Origin of the sequence: Streptomyces sp. AC1-42W, from assembly GCF_003248355.1 — a bacterium.
In the GTDB taxonomy this organism is placed as follows: domain Bacteria; phylum Actinomycetota; class Actinomycetes; order Streptomycetales; family Streptomycetaceae; genus Streptomyces.
Map to the genome: position 1 here is coordinate 1,013,685 of NZ_QKWY01000002.1, position 18,541 is coordinate 1,032,225.

Genomic DNA, 18,541 nt, shown 5'->3' on the forward strand with positions numbered 1-18,541 from the left:
GGTGGACTTCAGTCTGATCTTCTTCTCGGGCGACGAGAAGAACAAGTACCGGTTCGTCCTGGACGCGGCCAAGTACGTCGACGAGAACGGCTTCACCGCCATCTGGACCCCGGAACGGCACTTCCACCGGTTCGGCGGCCTCTACCCGAACCCCTCGGTGCTCGGAGCCGGCCTCGCCATGGCCACCCAGCGCCTCCAGATCCGGGCCGGCAGCGTCATCCTCCCGCTGCACAGCCCGATCCGGGTCGCCGAGGAGTGGTCCGTGGTGGACAACCTCTCCCGAGGCCGGGCCGGCATCGCCCTGGCCACCGGCTTCAGCCCGGTCGACTTCGCCATCAACCCGGCCGGCTGGGAGGACCGGCGCCGGCGCACCTTCGACGCCGTCACCACCCTGCGCGAACTCTGGGAGGGGGCGCCGGTCTACGTCCAGGACGGCCTGGGCAACCACGTCGAGATCGAGCTGCACCCGCAGCCCGTCCAGCCCGAACTGCCCATCTGGCTCACCTGCACCAAGAGCCCGGAGACCTTCGAGGCCGCCGGCCGGCTCGGCTGCAACGTGCTGACCGCCCTCATCGACATGACCAACGAGGAGCTGGAGGACAAGCTCGCGCTGTACTTCAAGACCCTCCAGGAGCACGGGCACGACCCGGACGGCGTCACCGTCACGCTGATGCTGCACACGTTCATCGGCACCGACCTCGACGAGGTCCGCGAGACCGTCCGCGAACCCTTCAGCGACTACCTGCGCTCCTTCTTCACCGTCATCGACTCGCAGAAGAAGAACCTGGCGCCGGGCGCCGGCGTGCGGGACATGACACAGAGCGACCAGGACCAGCTGATCGAGTTCGCCTTCGACAAGTACTTCGGGAAGGGGGCGCTCCTCGGCACCCCGGACTCCTGCGGAGCCGTCGTCGACCGGTTCAAGGGGATGGGCGTCACCGAGATCGCCTGCCTCATCGACTTCGGCGTCGACGAGGACCTCGTCGTGGAGAGCCTCAGCCACCTCAACGAGCTGCGCGGGCGGTACGCATGAGTGACACGCTCGCCACCCGCCTCGCCGCCCTCAGCCCGGAACAACGCGCCCGGCTCCGCGCCGCCCTGCCGGGACAGCGGCCCGACACCGGCGAACCGACCCCCGGACAGCTCCGGCTGTGGCAGGTGCACCACCAGGTGGACGGCCGCCCGGTCGACGTGGTGTGCCAGGCCGTCCGGTTCACCGGCGCACCCGTCGACCTCGACCTCCTGGCCGCACGGATACGCGGCTTCGCGGCCGCCCACGAGGCCCTGCGCACCACCTTCGAGACCTCCGGCGACGGCACGGGTACGGTGCGCCGCGTCGTCCACCGGGAACTCGCCCCCCGCCTCTCCCGCATCCGCTGCGCCGACGAGGCCGAGGCCCACGCCGCCGCCGTACGCCTCGCGGCGGAACCGTTCGACCCGGCCACCGGGCCGCTGCTGCGCGTGGCCCTGGCCGAGGGCCCCGCGCCCGACCTGGCCTGGATGCTCGTCGCGGTGCACAACCTGGTCTTCGACGCCTGGTCGTTCGAGCTGCTGCTGGACGAACTGGCCGGCGAGACGGACCCGGCCGCGCCCGCCGGGCCCCGCCCGTTCAGCGCCTTCGTCCGGGACCAGGCGGACTGGCTGCGGAGCCCCGGGGGCCGGGCCGGCGCGGCGCACTGGGCGGCCGAGACCGCCGGCGCCCCCGGCCCGCTGCCGACGGACCGGCCCCGCGGCGGGCCGGCCCGCCGCGCCGGCGCACGGATCGGGTTCAGCCTTCCCGCGCCCGTCGCCGACGCCGTGGCCGCGTCCGCGCAACGGGAGGCGGCCACCGCCTACGCGGGCTGGCTGGCCGTCGCCTGGGCCGCCCTCGCGGAGTTCGGCGGCAGCGAGGACGTCCTGCTCGGCACCTTCACCACCGGCCGCAACCGGCCGGGCACCGACACCGTGGTGGGCTATCTGCTCAACGTCCTGCCGGTACGGCTGCGGGACGGCGGCACCGGATCGCACCGCGACCGGGTCCGCGCGGTACGCACCGCCACCCGCGCCGGCCTCGAACACGCCTCGTACCCCGGCGAACTGATCGACGCCGGCCGGCGCGTCCCCGGTACGCATCCGCTGTTCGACGCCGTCTTCGTCTTCGACAACCTCGGGGCCGACGAGCGGCGCGTCCAGGGCGCCCGGGTCACCACCGCCGACCTCGACAAGGGCACCGCGCGGTTCGACCTGACCCTCGCCGTCTACCCCGGCCCGGACGGGGTCACCGGCTGGCTGGAGTACGACACCGCCCTCTACGACGAGGCCACCGTGCGCCGGCTCGCCGAGCGGTTCACGGCGCTGGCGCACCTCGCGGCACAGGAGGCGGATCAGTGATCACCCCACGGTTGTGCGCCCCGGCGTACGAACTCGGCGAGTGCGCCGAGCCGGTGACGGGACTGCCCGAGCTGGTGGCCGACCCCGCGATCGCGGCCGAACTCACCGCGCCCGCGGCCGGGTTCGACACCTACCGATGGTCGGACGCCGGCATCACCGAGCTGATGGCCCTCGCCGCCGGCCGCACGCTCGCCGAGGCCCGGGTGCCGGGCGGCGACATCGACATGGTCCTCCTGGCGACGGACTCGCTGCCGCGGGACCGCACCGCCCACCGGGACGTCGCCGAACTCCTCGACGAGACGGGCATCGACCGGGCGACCGTGCTCACCGCGGGGCTCATGGACTGTGCCACGGCCATGGTCGCGGTGGGCACCGCCGCGTCGTACGTGCGCGACGGAACGGCCCGCAACGTCCTGGTCGTCACCGGCGACCTCGCGGACCGGGCGACGGGCGGGCAGCGCGTCGTGGCGGGCGGCGCGGCCATCGCCAGCGACGCCGCCGCGTCCGTCCTGGTGTCCGCCGACGCGCCCGGCCTCCCGGTCCGGGGCATGGCCCACCACTCGGCACCCGAACTGAACCTGGGCAGCGGGCCGCAGCAACAGCTGCTGTCCCGGATCAGGGCGCACCGCGAGCTGTTCGCGCGCCTCGCGGACCGCTGCCCGTCCGGCCTCGGCACCGTACGAGGTGTCCTGCCCAGCAACTTCGCCCGCAACGTCCTGCGGCTCTACCTCTCCGAGGTGGGCCTCGGCGGCGACGTGCTGTCGCTCGGCAACGTCGGCCGGATCGGCCACTGCCTCGGCAGCGACCCGCTGATCAACCTCGCGGACCGGCTCGCGCAGGACAAGGACGCCCCGGACGGGGCGGGCGACGACGACTCGCTCGTCCTGTTCGGCGCGGGCGTCTCGCACCTGGCGGCCGTCCTGCTCGGGGCGCGTCCGCTGCCCCGGCGGGCGGAAGGGGCCTCGTGAGGACCACCGGTGTGGAACCGGCGGCGGTCACCGCGTCCGAACTGCGCGCGGCGGCCCGCTGTCTGCCCGCTGGGGTCACGGTGGTGACCAGCGGCAGCGGCTCCTCGGTGCACGGCATGACGGTGAGTTCCTTCACCACGCTGTCGCTCGCCCCGCCCCTCGCGTCGTTCTCCGTCAAGGAGGGCGCCCGCATCCGGGGCCTCATCGAGGAGTCCGGCGCGTTCGTCGTCAACGTACTGGCGGCCGAACAGGCCCCGGTGGCGCGGTGGTTCGCCGACCCCGAACGGCCCATGGGCGCGGGCGGCTTCGCCCGCGCGGCCGGGCCGGCGGACGCGCCGTTCGCCGTCGGGTTCGTCCTGGCCGGCGCCATCGGCTACTTCACCTGCCGGCTCGTGCGGTTCGTCGAGGCGGGCGACCACGTCATCGCGATCGGCGCGGTGGAGCGCTGCGGAACCCTCCGGGACGCCCCGCCCCTGGTGTTCGAGGGCGGTGCGTTCCGCACGGTGAGACCCGTCCCGCCGGACTGACCCCCGGCGCCCGTCCCCCCTGTCAGCCGTGCCCGCCGGGTCCTCCCGGCGGGCACGGACCCCGTCCCCTAGGAAAGCCATGACCCAGCACCTCGACAAAGAACTCACCCGGGACGAACCCTCGCCCCGGTCCACCCCGCTCCCCGAGGCCCCCGCCGCCGGGGCGCCGGTCGCCCTCTCCCGCCGGGACCGGCTGGTCCTCTTCGTGCTGTGCGCCGCGCAGTTCATGATCGCGCTCGACTTCTCGGTACTGAACGTGGCCCTGCCGAACCTCGGTACGGACCTCGGCCTCGGCCAGTCCGAACTGCAGTGGGCGGTCACCGCGTTCGCCCTGCCCTCCGGCGGATTCCTGCTGCTGTTCGGACGGATGGGCGACCTGTACGGCCGCCGGAAGCTGTTCCTGGCCGGACTCGCCCTGTTCGGCGCGGCCTCGGTGCTCACCACCTTCGCCTGGGACCCGGCCTCCTTCCTCGCCGGGCGGGCCCTGCAGGGCGTCGGCGCGGCGGCGATCGTCCCGACCGCCATGTCGCTGCTCACCACCACGTTCCCCGAGGGCCCGCTGCGGGACCGGGCGCTGGGCATCAACGGCACGCTGCTCTCGCTCGGCTTCACCGTCGGCATGGTGCTGGGCGGCGTTCTGACCGACACCCTCGGCTGGCGCTCGACGATGGCCCTGCTCGCGCTGTTCGCCGTGATCGTCCTGCCGCTGGCCCCCTCGCTGCTCAGCGAGTCCCGGCGGCCCGAGCGGCCCCGCCTGGACGTGCCGGGCGCCGTCACCGTCACCGGTGGTCTGCTCGCCCTGATCTACGCCCTGTCGACGGCGGCCGACCGGGGCTTCGGCGGCGCCGACGTGATCGTGGCGCTGATCGCGGGCGTGGTGCTGCTGGCGGTGTTCGCGGTGGTCGAGTCCCGGACCGCCGAGCCGCTGATCTCGCTGCCGATGCTGAGGCGCCGCACGGTGGCCTGGGGCAACCTGGGCGGCCTGGTCACCTTCGCGATGATGAGCACCGTCGTCTTCGCCATGACCCTGTACTTCCAGGAGGTGCTGGAGCTCTCCGCGTTCCAGACGGGTCTGGTCTTCGGGTTCCAGGGCACGGCCGCCGCGGTCTCGGGCGCCTTCGTGCCGAAGGTCCTCGGCCTGCTGGGAGCCCGCTGGACCCTGGTCGTGTCCCTCGTCGTGCAGGGCCTCTCGGTGGCGGGGCTGCTGGTCGTCGGCACCGAGAGCTGGAGCGTGTGGCCGGCGGCCGTCTGCCTCGCGCTGGCCTGTGTGTGCAACCTCGGCGCGATCGTCGCCTACGGGCTGACGGTGACCTCCGGTGTGCCCGACGAGGAACAGGGGCTCGCGACCGGCCTGGTGACCTCCACCCAGCAGGTCGGCATCACCGTGGGCATCCCGCTGCTCGGCGTCGTCGCGACCACGACCTCGGACCGGCTGGCGGGCGTCCACACCGTGCTGGCGATCGACGCGGCGGTCGTGCTGGTCACCGCGGCCCTGGTCGCCGTCGGCCTGAGCGGCGGCCGGACGGCGGGACGCGGCCGGTAGCCGTACGGTCCGGCGGCCGGCGGGCACCCTGGGACGGCGGGCGGCACCACCGGGAGCCCTGGTGGTGCCGCCCCCGCGCGCTCAGGCCGCCAGGAGCGTGGCGACCGCCTCGCCGAGACCGCGCGCCGACGCCGGGTTCTGGCCGGTCACCAGGCGCCCGCTGACCACCACGTGCGCCTCCCGGTCCGGCGCGCAGCTGTAGACGGCGCCCCGCTCCTCCAGCGCGCTCTGCAGGGAGAACGGCACCACGGTGTCCAGCCCGCGCGCGGCCTCGCCCTCGTCGGAGAACGAGGTGACCCGGTGCCCATCGACCAGGTGGCGTCCGTCGCTCAGCCGCAGGTCCACCAGGGCGGCCGGGCCGTGGCACAGGGCGGCCAGCACACCGCCCCGCTCGTGCACCGTGCGGGCGATCTCCGTCAGCGCCGGGTGGCCCCGGAAGTCCCACATGGTGCCGTGGCCGCCGACGAAGTACACGGCGTCGTACCGGCCGGGGTCCACCTCCTCCGGACGCGGCGCCCGCTCGATGAGCGAGCCGCCCTCCGGGTGGGAGAGAAAGGCCGCGTGGTCCGCGTCGGCCGGATCGTGGCCGATCATGGGCGGCATGCCGCCGGCCACCGAGACGAACTCCACCCGGTGGCCCGCCTTCCGCAGGATCTCCCAGGGCTCGAACGTCTCGCCCAGATGGAAGCCGGTCGGCCGGCCCGTCGTGCCGAGTTCGCCGTGACTGGTGAGGACGAACAGCGCCGTCCTGCCGGTGGTGTGCTTCATGTCGCCTCCATGCGTACCGAATCGTCGAAGGATGGGGAAGGGGTAGCGGCGGCGCGGCTCACGGCCTGCGCCAGCTTCTGCCGTCGCGCGCCAGCAGCGCGTCCGCCTCGGCGGGCCCCCAGCTGCCCGCCGCGTACGGGACGGGCGCGCCCCGTCCCGCCCAGTGCCGCTCGACCGGGTCGAGGATCTCCCAGCACCGCTCGACCTCGGCGGAACACGGGAAGAGACCGGCGTCCCCGAGCAGTACGTCGAGGATGAGCCGTTCGTACGCCTGCGGGCTGGACTCGGCGAAGGAGTCCCCGTACGCGAAGTCCATCGACACCTCGCGGATGTCCATCGCCGGGCCGGGGGCCTTGGAGCCGAAGCGGACCGTCACGCCCTCCTCGGGCTGGACATGCACCACGATCGCGTTCTGCCCGAGCCCGGCCGTGGCCGCGGGCGCGAACGGGGAGTGCGGGGCGCGCCGGAAGACGACGGCGACCTCGGTGACACGTCGGCCCAGCCGCTTGCCGGCCCGCAGATAGAACGGCACCCCCGCCCAGCGCCGCGTCGCCACTTCGAGCCGGAGCGCCGCATAGGTGTCGGTCCGCGAGTCCGGAGCGACCCCGGCCTCCTCCCGGTAGCCGGGGACCGGCTCACCGCCCGGCCGGCCCGCCGTGTACTGGCCGCGCACGGTCGCGGCGGACAGATCGGCGGGCAGCCGTACGGCCCTGAGCACCTTCAGCTTCTCCGCGGTCAGCGCCGCGGGCTCGAAGGCGGCCGGCTCCTCCATCGCGGTGAGCGCCAGGAGTTGGAGCAGGTGGTTCTGGACGACATCGCGGGCGGCGCCGATGCCGTCGTAGTAGCCGGCCCGGCCGCCGATGCCGATGTCCTCGGCCATCGTGATCTGCACATGGTCCACGTAACCGCGGTTCCAGATCGGCTCGAACATCGTGTTGGCGAAGCGCAGCGCCAGGATGTTCTGGACCGTCTCCTTGCCCAGGTAGTGGTCGATGCGGAAGACCTGCTCCGGGGCGAACGCCTCGTGCACGACGGCGTCCAGCGCACGCGCCGACGCCAGGTCGTGGCCGAACGGCTTTTCGATGACCGCCCGCCGCCAGGACCCCGCCGGCGGCCGGGCCAGGCCGTGCTTCCCCAACTGCCGTACGACGGTCCCGAACAGCTTCGGCGGTACGGAGAGGTAGAAGGCGAAGTTGCCCGCGGCCCCGCGCAGTTCGCCGGTCTCCTTGGCCAGCAGCTCGAACACGTCGTCGTCGGCGAGGTCTCCCTGGACGAACGTCATCGACCGCGCGAGCCGCTCCCACACCTCCTCCCGGAACGGGGTGCGGGCGTGCCGCACGACCGACTCGCGCAGCAGCCCGGTGACGTCCTCGCCCTCCTGCCGGGGCAGGGCGACCCCGACCAGGGCGAACCCCGGCGGCAGCAGCCCGCGGTGGGCCAGGTCGTACACCGCGGGCAGCAGCTTCTTGCGGGACAGGTCCCCGGTGACACCGAAGACGACCAGCCCCGAGGGCCCCGCCGCCCGTGCGGCGGGGCGGCCCGGTCGGGGCAGTGTGCGCGCCGTTCCCAGTTCCCCCGTCATGGTCTCAGCGGGCGATCGTGGCGCGGAGGACGTTGGGGTCGTGCGCCGTGAAGTACGCGGCGCTGGTGACGGTGACCCGCCGGCCGCGCACCGTCACCGCGGTCGGGCTGGACAGGCCGTCGGAGCCGTTCAGCACGGTGGTGCGGGTGGTGCGCCACCTGCCGGGCGTGATCCGCGTCAGGGTGTCGGCCTTGATGTCGGTGACGTACACCTCGTCGCCCCGGCCGGTGAACGCGAAGTCGTCCACCGCGCCGAGACCGCCGAGCACCTGCCGCGCGGTTCCGGCCCGGCCGTCGTGGCGGACCGGGACGCGCAGCAGGGTGCCGGCGTCCAGGTTGGAGACCCAGACGGCGCCGTCGTGCAGCCGCAGCCCGTTCGCGCCCAGGAACCCGGCGGGCGCGAACTCCGGGCCGGACGCCCAGCGTTCGGCGCCGCCGCCCCGCAGGCCGACGGTCCAGATCGCGGAGCCGGTCGAGTCGGCCACGTACAGCCGCCGGTGCCGTTCGTCGAGGGCGACGCCGTTGAGCAGGCTGGTCGCGGGGAGGGCGGCGATCCGGACCGCCCTGCCGTGCCGGGGGACGCGCCAGATGCCGGTGTGCTCGGCGGTGCCGGTGCTCAGGGCCACGTACAGGGTGCCGTCGTGGGCGCGGGCGATCCCGGCGGCGAAGGTCTTGCTGTGCAGGACGGGCGTGTCGCCGTCCGCCGGTACCGGGAGCTGGGCGAGGACCCGGACCCGGCCGGTGCGCGAGACCTCGGCGACCTGGCCGGTCAGCGCGAAGGTGACGGCGGAGCCGCCCGAGGGGAGCGCGACGAGGTTCTCCGGCTGCTGCCCGCCGGCCAGGTCGAGGGGGGTGAGGACGGTCCGGTCGTGGTGGTGGCGGTGGTGGCCGTCGTGGGCGACGGCCTGGGCGGGCAGGCCCGTCACGGCCGAAGCGGCGAGCGGCAGGGCGAGCAGCGGAACGAGGACACGGCGGGTGCGCATGGCAAGGGACTCCTTGGAAGCGGGTGGGTACGGAGTTCGTACGGGTGTTACGGGTGTTACGGGCGGGGCGCGTGGGGCCGGCCGGCGGTGGCCACCGCGCGGGCGGCCAGGAGGACCGCGACGCAGAAGATCCCCAGCGTCGTGCGGTAGCCCGCGTACGCGGCGACGAGCTGGCCCGCCGACGCCCCGACGAACAGCAGGAAGGTGTTGAAGGCGACGGCGGTGCCCGCCGAGGCCGGGGCGATCCGGTGCAGCAGGCCCACCAGGCTGGGGACGGTGAGCCCGATCCCGGCGACGAAGACGACGCTCCCCAGCACCGGCAGCGCCAGGGCCCCGGTCAGCTGGGCGGTCAGCAGCCCGGTCGCCGCCGTCAGGAACCCGGCGACCGCCAGGAATCCGGGGCCCCGGCCGGCCGCGAGGCGGTGGGCCACCGGCGCCACGAGGAGGCCGGCCGCGCCGATCGCCTGCACGGCCAGGACCTGGCCGCCGCCCAGGCCGTGGGCGTCCGCGAGGTGCCGGTTGAGCACCGCGTACAGCGCCACGAAGCTCCCGAACACCGTGAGCGCCGAGGCGAAGACGGCGACGGCACGGCGGTCGCGCAGCAGGGCCCGCAGCACGCTCAGCGTGGAGCCGAAGGAGACCGAGGCGTCGGCCACCGGCGGGCGCAGCAGGGCCCGCAGCCCGAGGGCCGCGCCCGCGTACAGGACCGCGGCCGGCCAGAACACGGCCTGCCAGGGGGCGTGCCCCGCGACGCCCTGGCCGAGCACCTGGCCGGCGATGCCGGAGCCGAGCAGCCCGGTCGTCAGCACCGACAGGGCCAGCGGGCGCCGGGCGTCGCCCGCGGTGCGCGCGGCGTAGGCGAGCGCCACCGGGGCGAAGGAGGCGGCGGCCAGACCCTGGGCCGCGCGCAGCGCCAGGAACCAGCCGTAGCCGGGGGCGAGGCACAGGGCCGCCGTGGTCAGGGCCGTCGCGACCGTTCCGTGGACGAGGACCGGGCGGTGGCCGACGCGGTCGGCGAGCGGGCCGAACAGCAGGAAGCCGAGCGCGTAGCAGAGCGAGAAGCAGCTCCCGGCCCAGGCGGCGGCCCCGGCGTCCACGCCGAAGGCGTCCTGGAAGGGACCGGCCATCGGGATGGCGAGGTAGAGCTGGGCCGGTACGGCCACCGCGAGCACGGTCAGCAGACCGAGCTGGGCGGGGAAGGGGGCGCCGGGCAGGTCGGCGGCCGGTCCGCGACCGGTCCGGACGGCGAGCGGCGAGGGAGGCGCGGACATGGCTGTCTCTCCAGTCGGAAGGGGCGGGACGGGGCGGGTGGCAGGGGCGGACGCACGAGGACGGGGCCTCGCCCGCGGGTGCGGGCGGGGCCCCGTCCTTCACCGCGGGGGTGCGGGCGGCTCAGACCCCGGCGGGGACGAGGCCGGCCAGGCCGTCCAGGTGCAGCGGGGACACGCCCCACTCCCGGGCCTGCGCGCGGTGCTCGGGGGTCTGGTAGCCCCACTGGGCCCACCGGGACACGGCGCCGGTGCGGGCGACGCGGACCGCGTTGGTGAGGTTGTCGTCGACGAAGGTGACGTCCTTCAGCGCGACGCCCCACCGGTCGCTGATCTCCCGGACCGCCTCCGCCTTGCGGCCGCACTCGCCGTACACCGCCGCGACGGTGTCGTCCAGGCCGTGCCGGCCGAGGATCGCGTGCACCGAACCCTCGTCCTTGGCGGTGACGATCACGACCGACCCGCTGTGCCGGCGCAGCAGCTCCGGAACGCCCGGGTACAGCGTGTGCAGGTCCAGCCAGAAGTCGGACTCCCGGGTGCGGAACCACTCCCGCGCCGCGTTGGCCGCGTCGGTGAACTTCCGTACGTAGGACGAGGGGAGGGCCTCGTACAGCCGGTCGAAGTCGGCCTGGCCGCGCAGCGTGGCCGCCTCGGGGAGGTGGGCGGTCACGAAGTGGTCCAGGGTCCGCGCGTAGTCCCGCACGGTACGGAACCGCTCGACGAACTCGCGGGGGAGGAGGCGCAGTTGCTCCGGACCGGTGAGGGTGCGGTCGTGCGGGTGGATGCCGAGCCAGGTGACCAGCGCGCATTCCTCCAGGGCGTCGCAGATGACGCCGTCGAAGTCGAGCGCGAGGAAGGAGGGCCGCCCGGCCATCACACGGCCTGCTTCTCGGCGGCGAGCTTCTCGGCGGTCTCGAACACGGACCGCATGAACGCGCCCATGTAGCCGTAGTACGAACAGGTGATGATGTTGCCGTCCACGATGACGTCGCTGTCGACCACGTCGGCGCCGGCGTTGATGACGTCGTCGCGCAGGCCGATGTAGGCGCACGCCTTGCGGCCCTTGAGCACACCGGCGCTGACCATGATCCAGGGGCCGTGGCAGAGGCCGGCGACGACCTTGCCCGCGCGGTCCATGCCGGCGACGAAGTCGAGGACGTTGCGGTCCTGGCGGACCCGGTCCGGGGCCTCGTGGCCACCGGTGAGTATGACGACGTCGTACTGGTCGACCGCGAGGTCCTCGAAGGCGATCAGCGGACGGGCGGTCTTGTCCATCGGCAGCGGGATGCCGTACTTGCCGTTGACCGGGTCGGCGTTCTTGGTGGCGACGTCCACGTTCCAGCCCTCCTCCATGAGGCGGTAGTACGTGAAGACGACGTCGTGGTCCTGGAAGCCGGGGCCGGTGATGATGACCGCGTTGCCGGACATGGGAACTCCTTGGGTGTGAAGGTTCAGCCTCGATCCACCGCGTGAATTCTGATCTTCGGTATCGGGCGGGCTCGGGGTGATCTTTCGGGGTGCGGGCAGCGCGATGGGCCGGGTGGCCGTCCGGTGCGGGGTCTCCGAGGTTCTTCCAGGTCGTGGGCGGTCAGGTCGAGCGTGTGGTTCAGGTGAGCATGCGCTGGCCGGTGGCTGTCCACAGGTCGGTGAAGTCGTCGGCCCGGCGCCAGCGTTCGGGCAGGTGGAGGGTGACGCGGCGGGCGCCGGTGGCGATCCGGGCGGGGATGTTGATCAGGTGGCGTCGGATGGTGCCGGTCCTCGCCCTGGCGTGGAAGGCGGAGGCGAGGTGGCCGCTGGCGCGGGTGAGGTTGTAGGCGGTGGCTGCGAGGGTGAGCCAGGCGGCGTTCGCGGTGAACTTCCCCGACGGCAGGTGGGCGAGCGCGGAGTTTTCCAGGTCGGCGAAGACCTGCTCGATGACGGCGTGTTCGCGGTGCATGGGTTCGGCCTGGGCCAGGACGAAGGGGCTGTCGGTGAAGATGACGTGGTGACGCCAGACGCCGAAGAGCTGGGCCTGCCCCTCGGGCACGCTCTTGGGGTTCAGGCGCTTCACCCGGCGCACGATCAGCCGGGCGGTGGTGTGGAACGCCTTCTTCTTGCTGGTGAACGCGGTGAAGGGGACCTCGGCGATCTCCGCGTCGGAGATCCAGCGTTCCTCGTCGGCGTCCCAGACGGCGGCGGCGTACTTGATCGGTGTCCAGGCGTCCTCGGGAACGGTGGCGATGGCCTCGCGGATCTTCTTCCTGACCGCGACCGCGAGCGAGAACCGTGCGCCGGCCTTGCGGCAGACGTCGACGACCTTGTGGGAGAAGTACGCGGAGTCGGCGCGGACGATGATCTGTGCGGTGATGCCCATCGCCCGCACCACCGCAAGGGCCTCGCGCAGCAGACGTGCCGCACCCTTGCCGGAACCCGCCGAGCCCTTGCGCAGCCTGGTGGCCACGATCACCGGCGCGCAGGTGCCCGTCTTGACGGTGACGATCTGGAAGTGCAGGCCGCGCTGTTTGGTGTAGCCGAAGGAGGCGCCCTGCTTGGCCGGGCCGTAGACCTGCTTGACCTTGGAGTCGATGTCGACGAACACCACCTCGTCCGCGGTGGGGACCAGGCCGGTGTGCGCGGCGAGATTGCACGTGAACGCCCGGGCGGCGGACTCCAGTTGGCGTACGTGCCCCCAGGTGAACGCGCGCAGGAACGTGCCCAGCGTGGACGGGGCACGCACCCCGCCGAACAACCGGGCCAGCCCACCATGACGCAGCACATCCAGGTCATCGATGCTGTCCGCCCCGGCCACCATCCCGCCCACGATCGACAGCGCCTTCGCGTCGGCGGCCGTCCCGGCACCGTTCTTGGCGCCGGTGAGCTTCACCTTCTCGGCCACCAGGGCGGGCAGGCCGCACCGCTCGGCCAGCCGGATCGTGGGGATGAGCCCGGCATGCGCGATCAGGTCGGGGTCGTCGAACGCGGCGAACAGCGCCGCCGGACTGTGGAAGACTTTCACTTACGAGGTGCCTTGCTTCGTGGGACTGATGAGAGCCTAGGAACTCCCATCATCCCAGGTCAGCAGGCACCTCTTCTTATTTCCTCGTCCACAGACCCACTATCGCGCGGTGGATCCAGGTTCAGATGTTCTTGGCGGGTTCAGATGTTCTTGCTGATGCAGAGGTACTGCTTGTCGGTCTGGGGCCTGCGCCGGTCGTCGGGGTGGCCGGTCAGGATTTCGCAGTCGCTGCGGACCACTCCGGAAATATGCAGGGGGATATAGAAAAGGTCCCTCTCCTGCGGCCGGTAGAAGATGTCCATTCCGGTTCGCAGGTCGAATCGGAATCGCCGGTCCGGGGTCTGTGCGCGCATTTTCGCGTGGGGGAGCGAGTGGACCTTCCGCATTTTGTGCCGGGGCTCCTCGATGGCGGAGCTCTCGTAGGCGGTGCCGGCCCGGTTGTAGTCGTCGTGCAGCCGGATCAGGTCGAACTTGTTGCGCGGGACCTCGACCTCGATCAGCTCCAGCGGCTCGGTGCCGGTCGAGCGCGTCCCGTGGAACGCGCCGGGCGCGATGCGCAGGATCGTGCCCTCGGTGACCGGGATCTCCTCGCGGTCGAGGCCACTGGTGACGCCCTCGCCGCCCAGGCACAGCAGGTACGTCAGCTTGCGCGGGTGGACGTGGACCGAGGTGCTGTGGCCGCCGTCGATGTGGAGCGACCAGAAGTCGAAGAAGTCGTCCACGTAGGCCCGGTACTCGTAGCCCCAGGGCTTGGGGATCACCTCGTCCAGGTGCTCGTCCTGGTCGAACTGCTCGTTGGCCGGGCGGGCCCCGTCGCGCAGCAACCGGGTCAGCTTCGCGATATCGGCCCGGCCCGCGTCGACGCGTACGGGCATGAAATCGGCTCTCGGGGAGAGCTTTCCGGGCAGAGTTTCGATGCCCTCGGTGACGGTCATGTGATCCCCCTGTGGCTTGAATTCACCTTCTCGACTTCCGGGGTGTTTACCTCCCCGGCGTCTTCCCAGACTCAATCAGCGAGGGCCGGGGATGCTCAAATAGAAGTATCTTGAAGTCCCATAACCGCATTTTTGGCGCCTGGTCAGAGGCGTTCTCCGGGGCCTGCGGAGAGCGTGCCGGATTCGGAAGGTTCTGTTCCTCTGCGGTTCCGTTGACCTTCTTTTGACGTGGGCATGGGGTGAGGGGGCCGGTGGTGCGGGAGGGGGCGGCCGCCACCGGTCCTGGCTGGATGCGCAGTCGCCGCGCTGGGCTTGAAATAAGAGGCACTTCTGCGACTATGCGAAGAACAGGGGCTGATCTTCGGAAAGGGACCGGTATGTGCGGAATCGTGGGATACGTCGGCGGGCAGTCGGCGCAGGACGTCGTCGTGGCCGGCCTCAAACGGCTGGAGTACCGGGGCTACGACTCCGCCGGGATCGCCGTCCTCGCCGACGGCGGGCTGGCCGCCGCCAAGAAGGCCGGCAAGCTCGTCAACCTGGAGAAGGAGCTGAGCGAGCACCCGCTGCCCGCCGGCCACGCCGGCATCGGCCACACCCGCTGGGCCACCCACGGCGGCCCCACCGACACCAACGCCCACCCGCACCTCGACAACGCCGGCACCGTCGCCGTCGTCCACAACGGGATCATCGAGAACTTCGCCGCCCTGCGCGCCGAACTCCGCGACCGCGGCCACGACCTGCGCTCCGAGACCGACACCGAGACCGTCGCCCACCTCCTCGCCGAGGCGTACAGCCGCAGCGGCGATCCCGCCGAGGCGATGCGCCAGGTCTGCCGCCGCCTCGAAGGCGCGTTCACCCTGGTCGCCGTCTTCGCCGACGCGCCCGACACCGTCGTCGGCGCCCGGCGCAACTCACCGCTCGTCGTCGGCGTCGGCGACGGGGAGTCCTTCCTCGCCTCCGACGTCGCCGCGTTCATCGAGCACACCCGGTCCGCGATCGAACTCGGCCAGGACCAGGTCGTGGCGGCCCGCCGGGACACCGTCCTGGTCACCGGCTTCGACGGCGCGCCCGCCGAGGTCCGCGAGTACCACGTGGACTGGGACGCCTCGGCCGCCGAGAAGAGCGGCTACGCCTCCTTCATGCTCAAGGAGATCGCCGAACAGCCCAAGGCCGTCACCGACACCCTCCTCGGCCGCATCGACCCCGTGGGCACCCTCCACCTGGACGAGGTGCGCATCACGCGCGGCGAACTCCGCGAGGTCGACAAGGTGGTCATCGTCGCCTGCGGGACCGCCTTCCACGCCGGAATGATCGCCAAGTACGCCATCGAGCACTGGACCCGCATCCCCTGCGAGACCGAACTGGCCAGCGAGTTCCGCTACCGCGACCCGATCCTGGACCCGCACACCCTGGTCGTCGCCATCTCCCAGTCCGGCGAGACCATGGACACCCTGATGGCCCTGCGGCACGCCCGCGAACAGGGCGCCAAGGTGCTCGCCATCTGCAACACCAACGGCTCCACCATCCCCCGCGAGTCCGACGCCGTCCTCTACACCCACGCGGGCCCCGAGGTCGCCGTCGCCTCCACCAAGGCATTCCTCACCCAGCTCGTCGCCTGCTACCTCGTCGCCCTCTACCTGGGCCAGGTGCGCGGCACCAAGTGGGGCGACGAGATCCGCGCCGTCATCCGGCAGCTCTCCGAGATCTCCGGCTCCGTCGAACGGGTCCTGGCCACCATGGAACCCGTCCGCGAACTGGCCCGCTCCCTCGCCGGCCACGACACCGTCCTCTTCGTCGGCCGGCACGTCGGCTACCCGGTCGCCCTGGAGGGCGCGCTCAAGCTCAAGGAACTCGCGTACATGCACGCCGAGGGGTTCGCCGCAGGCGAGCTCAAGCACGGACCGATCGCCCTCATCGAGGACGGCCTGCCCGTCGTCGTCGTGGTGCCGTCCCCGGCCGGACGCTCCGTCCTGCACGGCAAGATCGTGTCCAACATCCAGGAGATCCGCGCCCGCGGCGCCCGCACCGTCGTCATCGCCGAGGAGGGCGACGACGAGGTCGTCCCGTACGCCGACCACCTCATCCGCATCCCCGCAACGCCTACGCTGCTTCAGCCGCTGGTCGCCACCGTGCCGTTGCAGGTCTTCGCCTGCGAACTGGCGACGGCCCGCGGCAACGAGGTCGACCAGCCGCGCAACCTGGCCAAGTCGGTCACCGTGGAATGAGACGAGCAACGAGGGTGGGAACGTGATCATCGGGGTCGGGATCGACGTGGCGGAGATCCAGCGGTTCGACGCGGCGCTGGAGCGCACGCCGCAGCTCGCGGCGCGCCTCTTCGTCGACCGGGAACTGCTGCTGCCCGGCGGCGAGCGGCGCGGCGTCGCCTCGCTCGCCGCCCGGTTCGCCGCCAAGGAGGCACTCGCCAAGGCACTCGGCGCCCCCCGGGGACTGCTGTGGACCGACGCCGAGGTGTACGTCGAGGAGAGCGGCCAACCCCGGCTGCGGGTACGCGGCACGGTGGCGGCCCGCGCCGCCGAACTGGGTGTGAAGCACTGGCACGTGTCGCTCAGTCACGACGCCGGCGTCGCCTCGGCCGTCGTGATCGCGGAGGGCTGAGCGGCCCCGGCCCGGCCGGGCGCCCGCGGCGGACACCGCATACGTTGGGAGGCATGCGTACCGCCTACAGCGTCTCCACCGTACGGGCCGCCGAACAGGCCCTGATGGCACGGCTTCCCGAAGGCGCGCTGATGCAGCGCGCCGCCGCCGGGCTCGCCGCCGCCTGCGCCGGACTGCTGCGCCGGGCCGGCCGGGTGTACGGCTCCCGCGTCGTCCTCCTCGTCGGCACCGGCGACAACGGCGGCGACGCCCTGTACGCCGGCGCCCGGCTCGCCCGGCGCGGCGCCGGCGTGGTCGCCGTCCGGGTCGTCCCCGGCCGCGCCCACGAGGGCGGCAGCGCGGCCCTGCGCGCCGCGGGCGGACACCTCGTCGACGGCGAGGAGAGCACCGTCCACGAGGACTGGGCCGGGCGCATCGACCTCGTCGTGGACGCCGTCACCGGCATCGGCGGACGCGGCGGACTGCGCCCCGGCGCCGCCGCGCTCGTCCGCCGGTACACCGCGCACGGCGCGCCCGTCCTCGCCGTGGACCTGCCCAGCGGGGTCGAGGCCGACACCGGCGAGGTCACCGGCGACGCGGTGCGCGCCGACGTCACCGTCACCTTCGGCGCCTACAAGCCGGCGCTCCTGGTGGACCCGGCCGCCGAACGGGCCGGCGCGCTCAGCCTCGTCGACATCGGACTCGGCCCGGAACTCCCCGCGGTGCCCGACCTGGAGTCCCTCCAGTACGCCGACCTCGCCGCGCTGCTGCCGGTGCCCGCCGCCGAGAGCGACAAGTACCGGCGCGGCGTCGTCGGCATCGCCGCCGGATCGGCCCGCTATCCGGGCGCCGCCGTCCTCGCCGTCTCCGGGGCGCTGCGCGGCGGTGCGGGCGCCGTCCGCTACGCGGGCCCCGGCGCCGACGCGGTCATCGCCCGGCACCCGGAGACCCTGGTCCACCCCGGCCGCCCCTCCGGAGCCGGACGCGTACAGGCGTGGGTCGTCGGACCCGGGCTCGGCGACGGCACCGACGCGGTGGACGCCGTCGCCGACGTGCTGGCCACCGATGTGCCGGTGCTGGTCGACGCGGACGGGCTGCGGCTCCTCGACCCGGCCGTCGTCCGGGGCCGGGACGCGCCCACCGTCCTGACCCCGCACGCCGGGGAGGCCGCCGCGCTGCTCGGCACGGCCCGCGAGGAGGTGGAGGCGGGGCGGCTCGCCGCCGTACGGGAACTCGCCGCCCGGTTCGGCGCCACCGTGCTGCTCAAGGGCTCCACCACCCTGATCGCCTCGGACGCCCCGCACACCCCGGTCCGGGTCAACCCGACCGGCACCCCCTGGCTCGCCACCGCGGGCAGCGGCGACGTGCTCTCCGGGCTGACCGGCTCCCTGCTGGCCGCCGGACTCGCCCCGCTCGACGCCGCGTCCGCCGGGGCCCATCTGCACGGGCTCGCCGCCCGCCGCGCGGCGGACGGCTCCCCGCTCGCCGCGCTGGACGTCGCCGACGCGATCCCCGCGGCATGGCGGGACGTCCGGGCCTGAGCGATCCTGGGGGCAGCATCCGCACACGAGAGGTGACCGACCGTGAGCAGCAGCGGTGAGATCCGTGTCCACCGGGTCTACGACGAGGTGGAGGACGACGACGGCACCCGGGTCCTGATCGACCGGCTCTGGCCGCGCGGGGTGTCCAAGGAACACGCCGCGATCGACCGCTGGCTCAAGGACCTCACCCCCACCGCCGAACTGCGGTCCTGGTACCACGAGGACCGCTCCGGCACCCGCTACGACGACTTCGTCGAGCGCTACCGCGCCGAACTGGCCGGACCCGCGCAGTCGGCGGCCGTGGACGAGCTGGCCGGCCTGTACCGCGAGGGCGGCCCGGTGACTCTCGTCACGGCCGTCAAGGACATCGAACGCAGCCATGTGCCGGTGCTCGTGGAGCATCTGGACCACGAGCTGCACCACCGCTGACCCGGCCCGCGACCGGCCCGCCCAGCCCCGCCACGGCC

General features: G+C 73.1%; 17 protein-coding genes. 9 read left to right on the top strand and 8 right to left on the bottom strand.

Going from position 1 to position 18,541, the window contains the following annotated elements; genetic code table 11:
- The first annotated feature begins 1 nt into the window (after nt 1).
- The 5 genes from DNK56_RS22545 to DNK56_RS22565 all read left to right on the top strand — a co-directional run bounded on the left by DNK56_RS22545 (nt 2) and on the right by DNK56_RS22565 (nt 5,408).
- Nucleotides 2-1,033 carry a MupA/Atu3671 family FMN-dependent luciferase-like monooxygenase gene (locus tag DNK56_RS22545; RefSeq protein ID WP_111337525.1) on the top strand — a complete coding sequence of 344 codons (1,032 nt, stop codon included), beginning with the start codon at nt 2-4 and terminating at the stop codon, nt 1,031-1,033.
- The gene (locus DNK56_RS22550; RefSeq protein ID WP_111337527.1) at nt 1,030-2,370 is read left to right on the top strand and encodes a condensation domain-containing protein; all 1,341 of its coding nucleotides are present in this window, start codon (nt 1,030-1,032) and stop codon (nt 2,368-2,370) included. Before DNK56_RS22545 ends, DNK56_RS22550 begins: the two co-directional genes overlap by 4 nt.
- On the top strand, nt 2,367-3,338 hold the full coding sequence (locus tag DNK56_RS22555; protein ID WP_111337530.1) for an acyl carrier protein: 972 nt from the start codon (nt 2,367-2,369) through the stop codon (nt 3,336-3,338). Before DNK56_RS22550 ends, DNK56_RS22555 begins: the two co-directional genes overlap by 4 nt.
- Entirely contained in the window at nt 3,335-3,865 is a 531-nt protein-coding gene (locus DNK56_RS22560) for a flavin reductase family protein (RefSeq protein WP_111337533.1), read from the top strand. The genes DNK56_RS22555 and DNK56_RS22560 overlap by 4 nt, the downstream gene beginning before the upstream one ends.
- A 79-nt stretch (nt 3,866-3,944) precedes the next feature.
- Nucleotides 3,945-5,408, top strand: a complete 1,464-nt coding sequence (locus DNK56_RS22565; protein WP_111337535.1) for an MFS transporter — start codon at nt 3,945-3,947, stop codon at nt 5,406-5,408.
- Between the two features lie 81 nt (nt 5,409-5,489).
- Here the strand turns inward: DNK56_RS22565 and DNK56_RS22570 are convergent, their stop codons facing one another.
- The 8 genes from DNK56_RS22570 to DNK56_RS22605 all read right to left on the bottom strand — a co-directional run bounded on the left by DNK56_RS22570 (nt 5,490) and on the right by DNK56_RS22605 (nt 13,938).
- The gene (locus DNK56_RS22570) at nt 5,490-6,176 is read right to left on the bottom strand and encodes a type 1 glutamine amidotransferase domain-containing protein (protein ID WP_111337538.1); all 687 of its coding nucleotides are present in this window, start codon (nt 6,174-6,176) and stop codon (nt 5,490-5,492) included.
- Between the two features lie 58 nt (nt 6,177-6,234).
- A complete protein-coding gene (gene zwf, locus DNK56_RS22575) occupies nt 6,235-7,758 on the bottom strand; it encodes a glucose-6-phosphate dehydrogenase (protein WP_111337541.1) in 1,524 nt (507 codons plus the stop codon).
- A gap of 4 nt (nt 7,759-7,762) precedes the next feature.
- On the bottom strand, nt 7,763-8,740 hold the full coding sequence (locus DNK56_RS22580) for a hypothetical protein (RefSeq protein WP_111337544.1): 978 nt from the start codon (nt 8,738-8,740) through the stop codon (nt 7,763-7,765).
- Between the two features lie 56 nt (nt 8,741-8,796).
- Nucleotides 8,797-10,011: an MFS transporter gene (locus DNK56_RS22585; protein WP_111337547.1), complete on the bottom strand. Its 1,215-nt coding sequence runs from the start codon at nt 10,009-10,011 to the stop codon at nt 8,797-8,799.
- A gap of 121 nt (nt 10,012-10,132) precedes the next feature.
- Nucleotides 10,133-10,882 carry an HAD family hydrolase gene (locus tag DNK56_RS22590; RefSeq protein ID WP_111337549.1) on the bottom strand — a complete coding sequence of 250 codons (750 nt, stop codon included), beginning with the start codon at nt 10,880-10,882 and terminating at the stop codon, nt 10,133-10,135.
- Entirely contained in the window at nt 10,882-11,436 is a 555-nt protein-coding gene (locus DNK56_RS22595) for a DJ-1/PfpI family protein (RefSeq protein WP_111337552.1), read from the bottom strand. The genes DNK56_RS22590 and DNK56_RS22595 overlap by 1 nt, the downstream gene beginning before the upstream one ends.
- Before the next feature lie 178 nt (nt 11,437-11,614).
- Nucleotides 11,615-13,003, bottom strand: a complete 1,389-nt coding sequence (locus tag DNK56_RS22600; protein WP_111334087.1) for an IS1380 family transposase — start codon at nt 13,001-13,003, stop codon at nt 11,615-11,617.
- A 140-nt stretch (nt 13,004-13,143) separates the two neighbouring features.
- Nucleotides 13,144-13,938, bottom strand: a complete 795-nt coding sequence (locus DNK56_RS22605; RefSeq protein ID WP_199563655.1) for a cupin domain-containing protein — start codon at nt 13,936-13,938, stop codon at nt 13,144-13,146.
- A gap of 377 nt (nt 13,939-14,315) precedes the next feature.
- On the opposite strand from DNK56_RS22605, the gene glmS reads away from it, so the two are divergent.
- The 4 genes from glmS to DNK56_RS22625 are packed head-to-tail and all read left to right on the top strand — an operon-like array spanning nt 14,316 to nt 18,503.
- Complete coding sequence (gene glmS / locus DNK56_RS22610; RefSeq protein ID WP_111337555.1) at nt 14,316-16,163, top strand: glutamine--fructose-6-phosphate transaminase (isomerizing); 1,848 nt, start codon at nt 14,316-14,318, stop codon at nt 16,161-16,163.
- A 22-nt stretch (nt 16,164-16,185) separates the two neighbouring features.
- Nucleotides 16,186-16,554 (top strand): holo-ACP synthase, encoded by a 369-nt coding sequence (locus DNK56_RS22615; protein ID WP_111337557.1) that lies wholly within the window; start codon nt 16,186-16,188, stop codon nt 16,552-16,554.
- Between the two features lie 53 nt (nt 16,555-16,607).
- On the top strand, nt 16,608-18,074 hold the full coding sequence (locus DNK56_RS22620) for an NAD(P)H-hydrate dehydratase (RefSeq protein ID WP_111337560.1): 1,467 nt from the start codon (nt 16,608-16,610) through the stop codon (nt 18,072-18,074).
- 42 nt (nt 18,075-18,116) lie between these two features.
- Entirely contained in the window at nt 18,117-18,503 is a 387-nt protein-coding gene (locus DNK56_RS22625; protein WP_111337563.1) for a DUF488 domain-containing protein, read from the top strand.
- Nucleotides 18,504-18,541: the final 38 nt, after the last annotated feature.

Excerpts from the sequence above, each read along its gene's own strand:
- glmS (WP_111337555.1), top strand. The coding sequence starts at position 14,316 with ATGTGCGGAATCGTGGGATACGTCGGCGGGCAGTCGGCGCAGGACGTC.
- DNK56_RS22595 (WP_111337552.1), bottom strand. The coding sequence starts at position 11,436 with ATGTCCGGCAACGCGGTCATCATCACCGGCCCCGGCTTCCAGGACCAC.
- DNK56_RS22590 (WP_111337549.1), bottom strand. The coding sequence starts at position 10,882 with ATGGCCGGGCGGCCCTCCTTCCTCGCGCTCGACTTCGACGGCGTCATC.
- DNK56_RS22605 (WP_199563655.1), bottom strand. The coding sequence starts at position 13,938 with ATGACCGTCACCGAGGGCATCGAAACTCTGCCCGGAAAGCTCTCCCCG.
- zwf (WP_111337541.1), bottom strand. The coding sequence starts at position 7,758 with ATGACGGGGGAACTGGGAACGGCGCGCACACTGCCCCGACCGGGCCGC.
- DNK56_RS22550 (WP_111337527.1), top strand. The coding sequence starts at position 1,030 with ATGAGTGACACGCTCGCCACCCGCCTCGCCGCCCTCAGCCCGGAACAA.
- DNK56_RS22570 (WP_111337538.1), bottom strand. The coding sequence starts at position 6,176 with ATGAAGCACACCACCGGCAGGACGGCGCTGTTCGTCCTCACCAGTCAC.
- DNK56_RS22565 (WP_111337535.1), top strand. The coding sequence starts at position 3,945 with ATGACCCAGCACCTCGACAAAGAACTCACCCGGGACGAACCCTCGCCC.
- DNK56_RS22580 (WP_111337544.1), bottom strand. The coding sequence starts at position 8,740 with ATGCGCACCCGCCGTGTCCTCGTTCCGCTGCTCGCCCTGCCGCTCGCC.
- DNK56_RS22620 (WP_111337560.1), top strand. The coding sequence starts at position 16,608 with ATGCGTACCGCCTACAGCGTCTCCACCGTACGGGCCGCCGAACAGGCC.
- DNK56_RS22585 (WP_111337547.1), bottom strand. The coding sequence starts at position 10,011 with ATGTCCGCGCCTCCCTCGCCGCTCGCCGTCCGGACCGGTCGCGGACCG.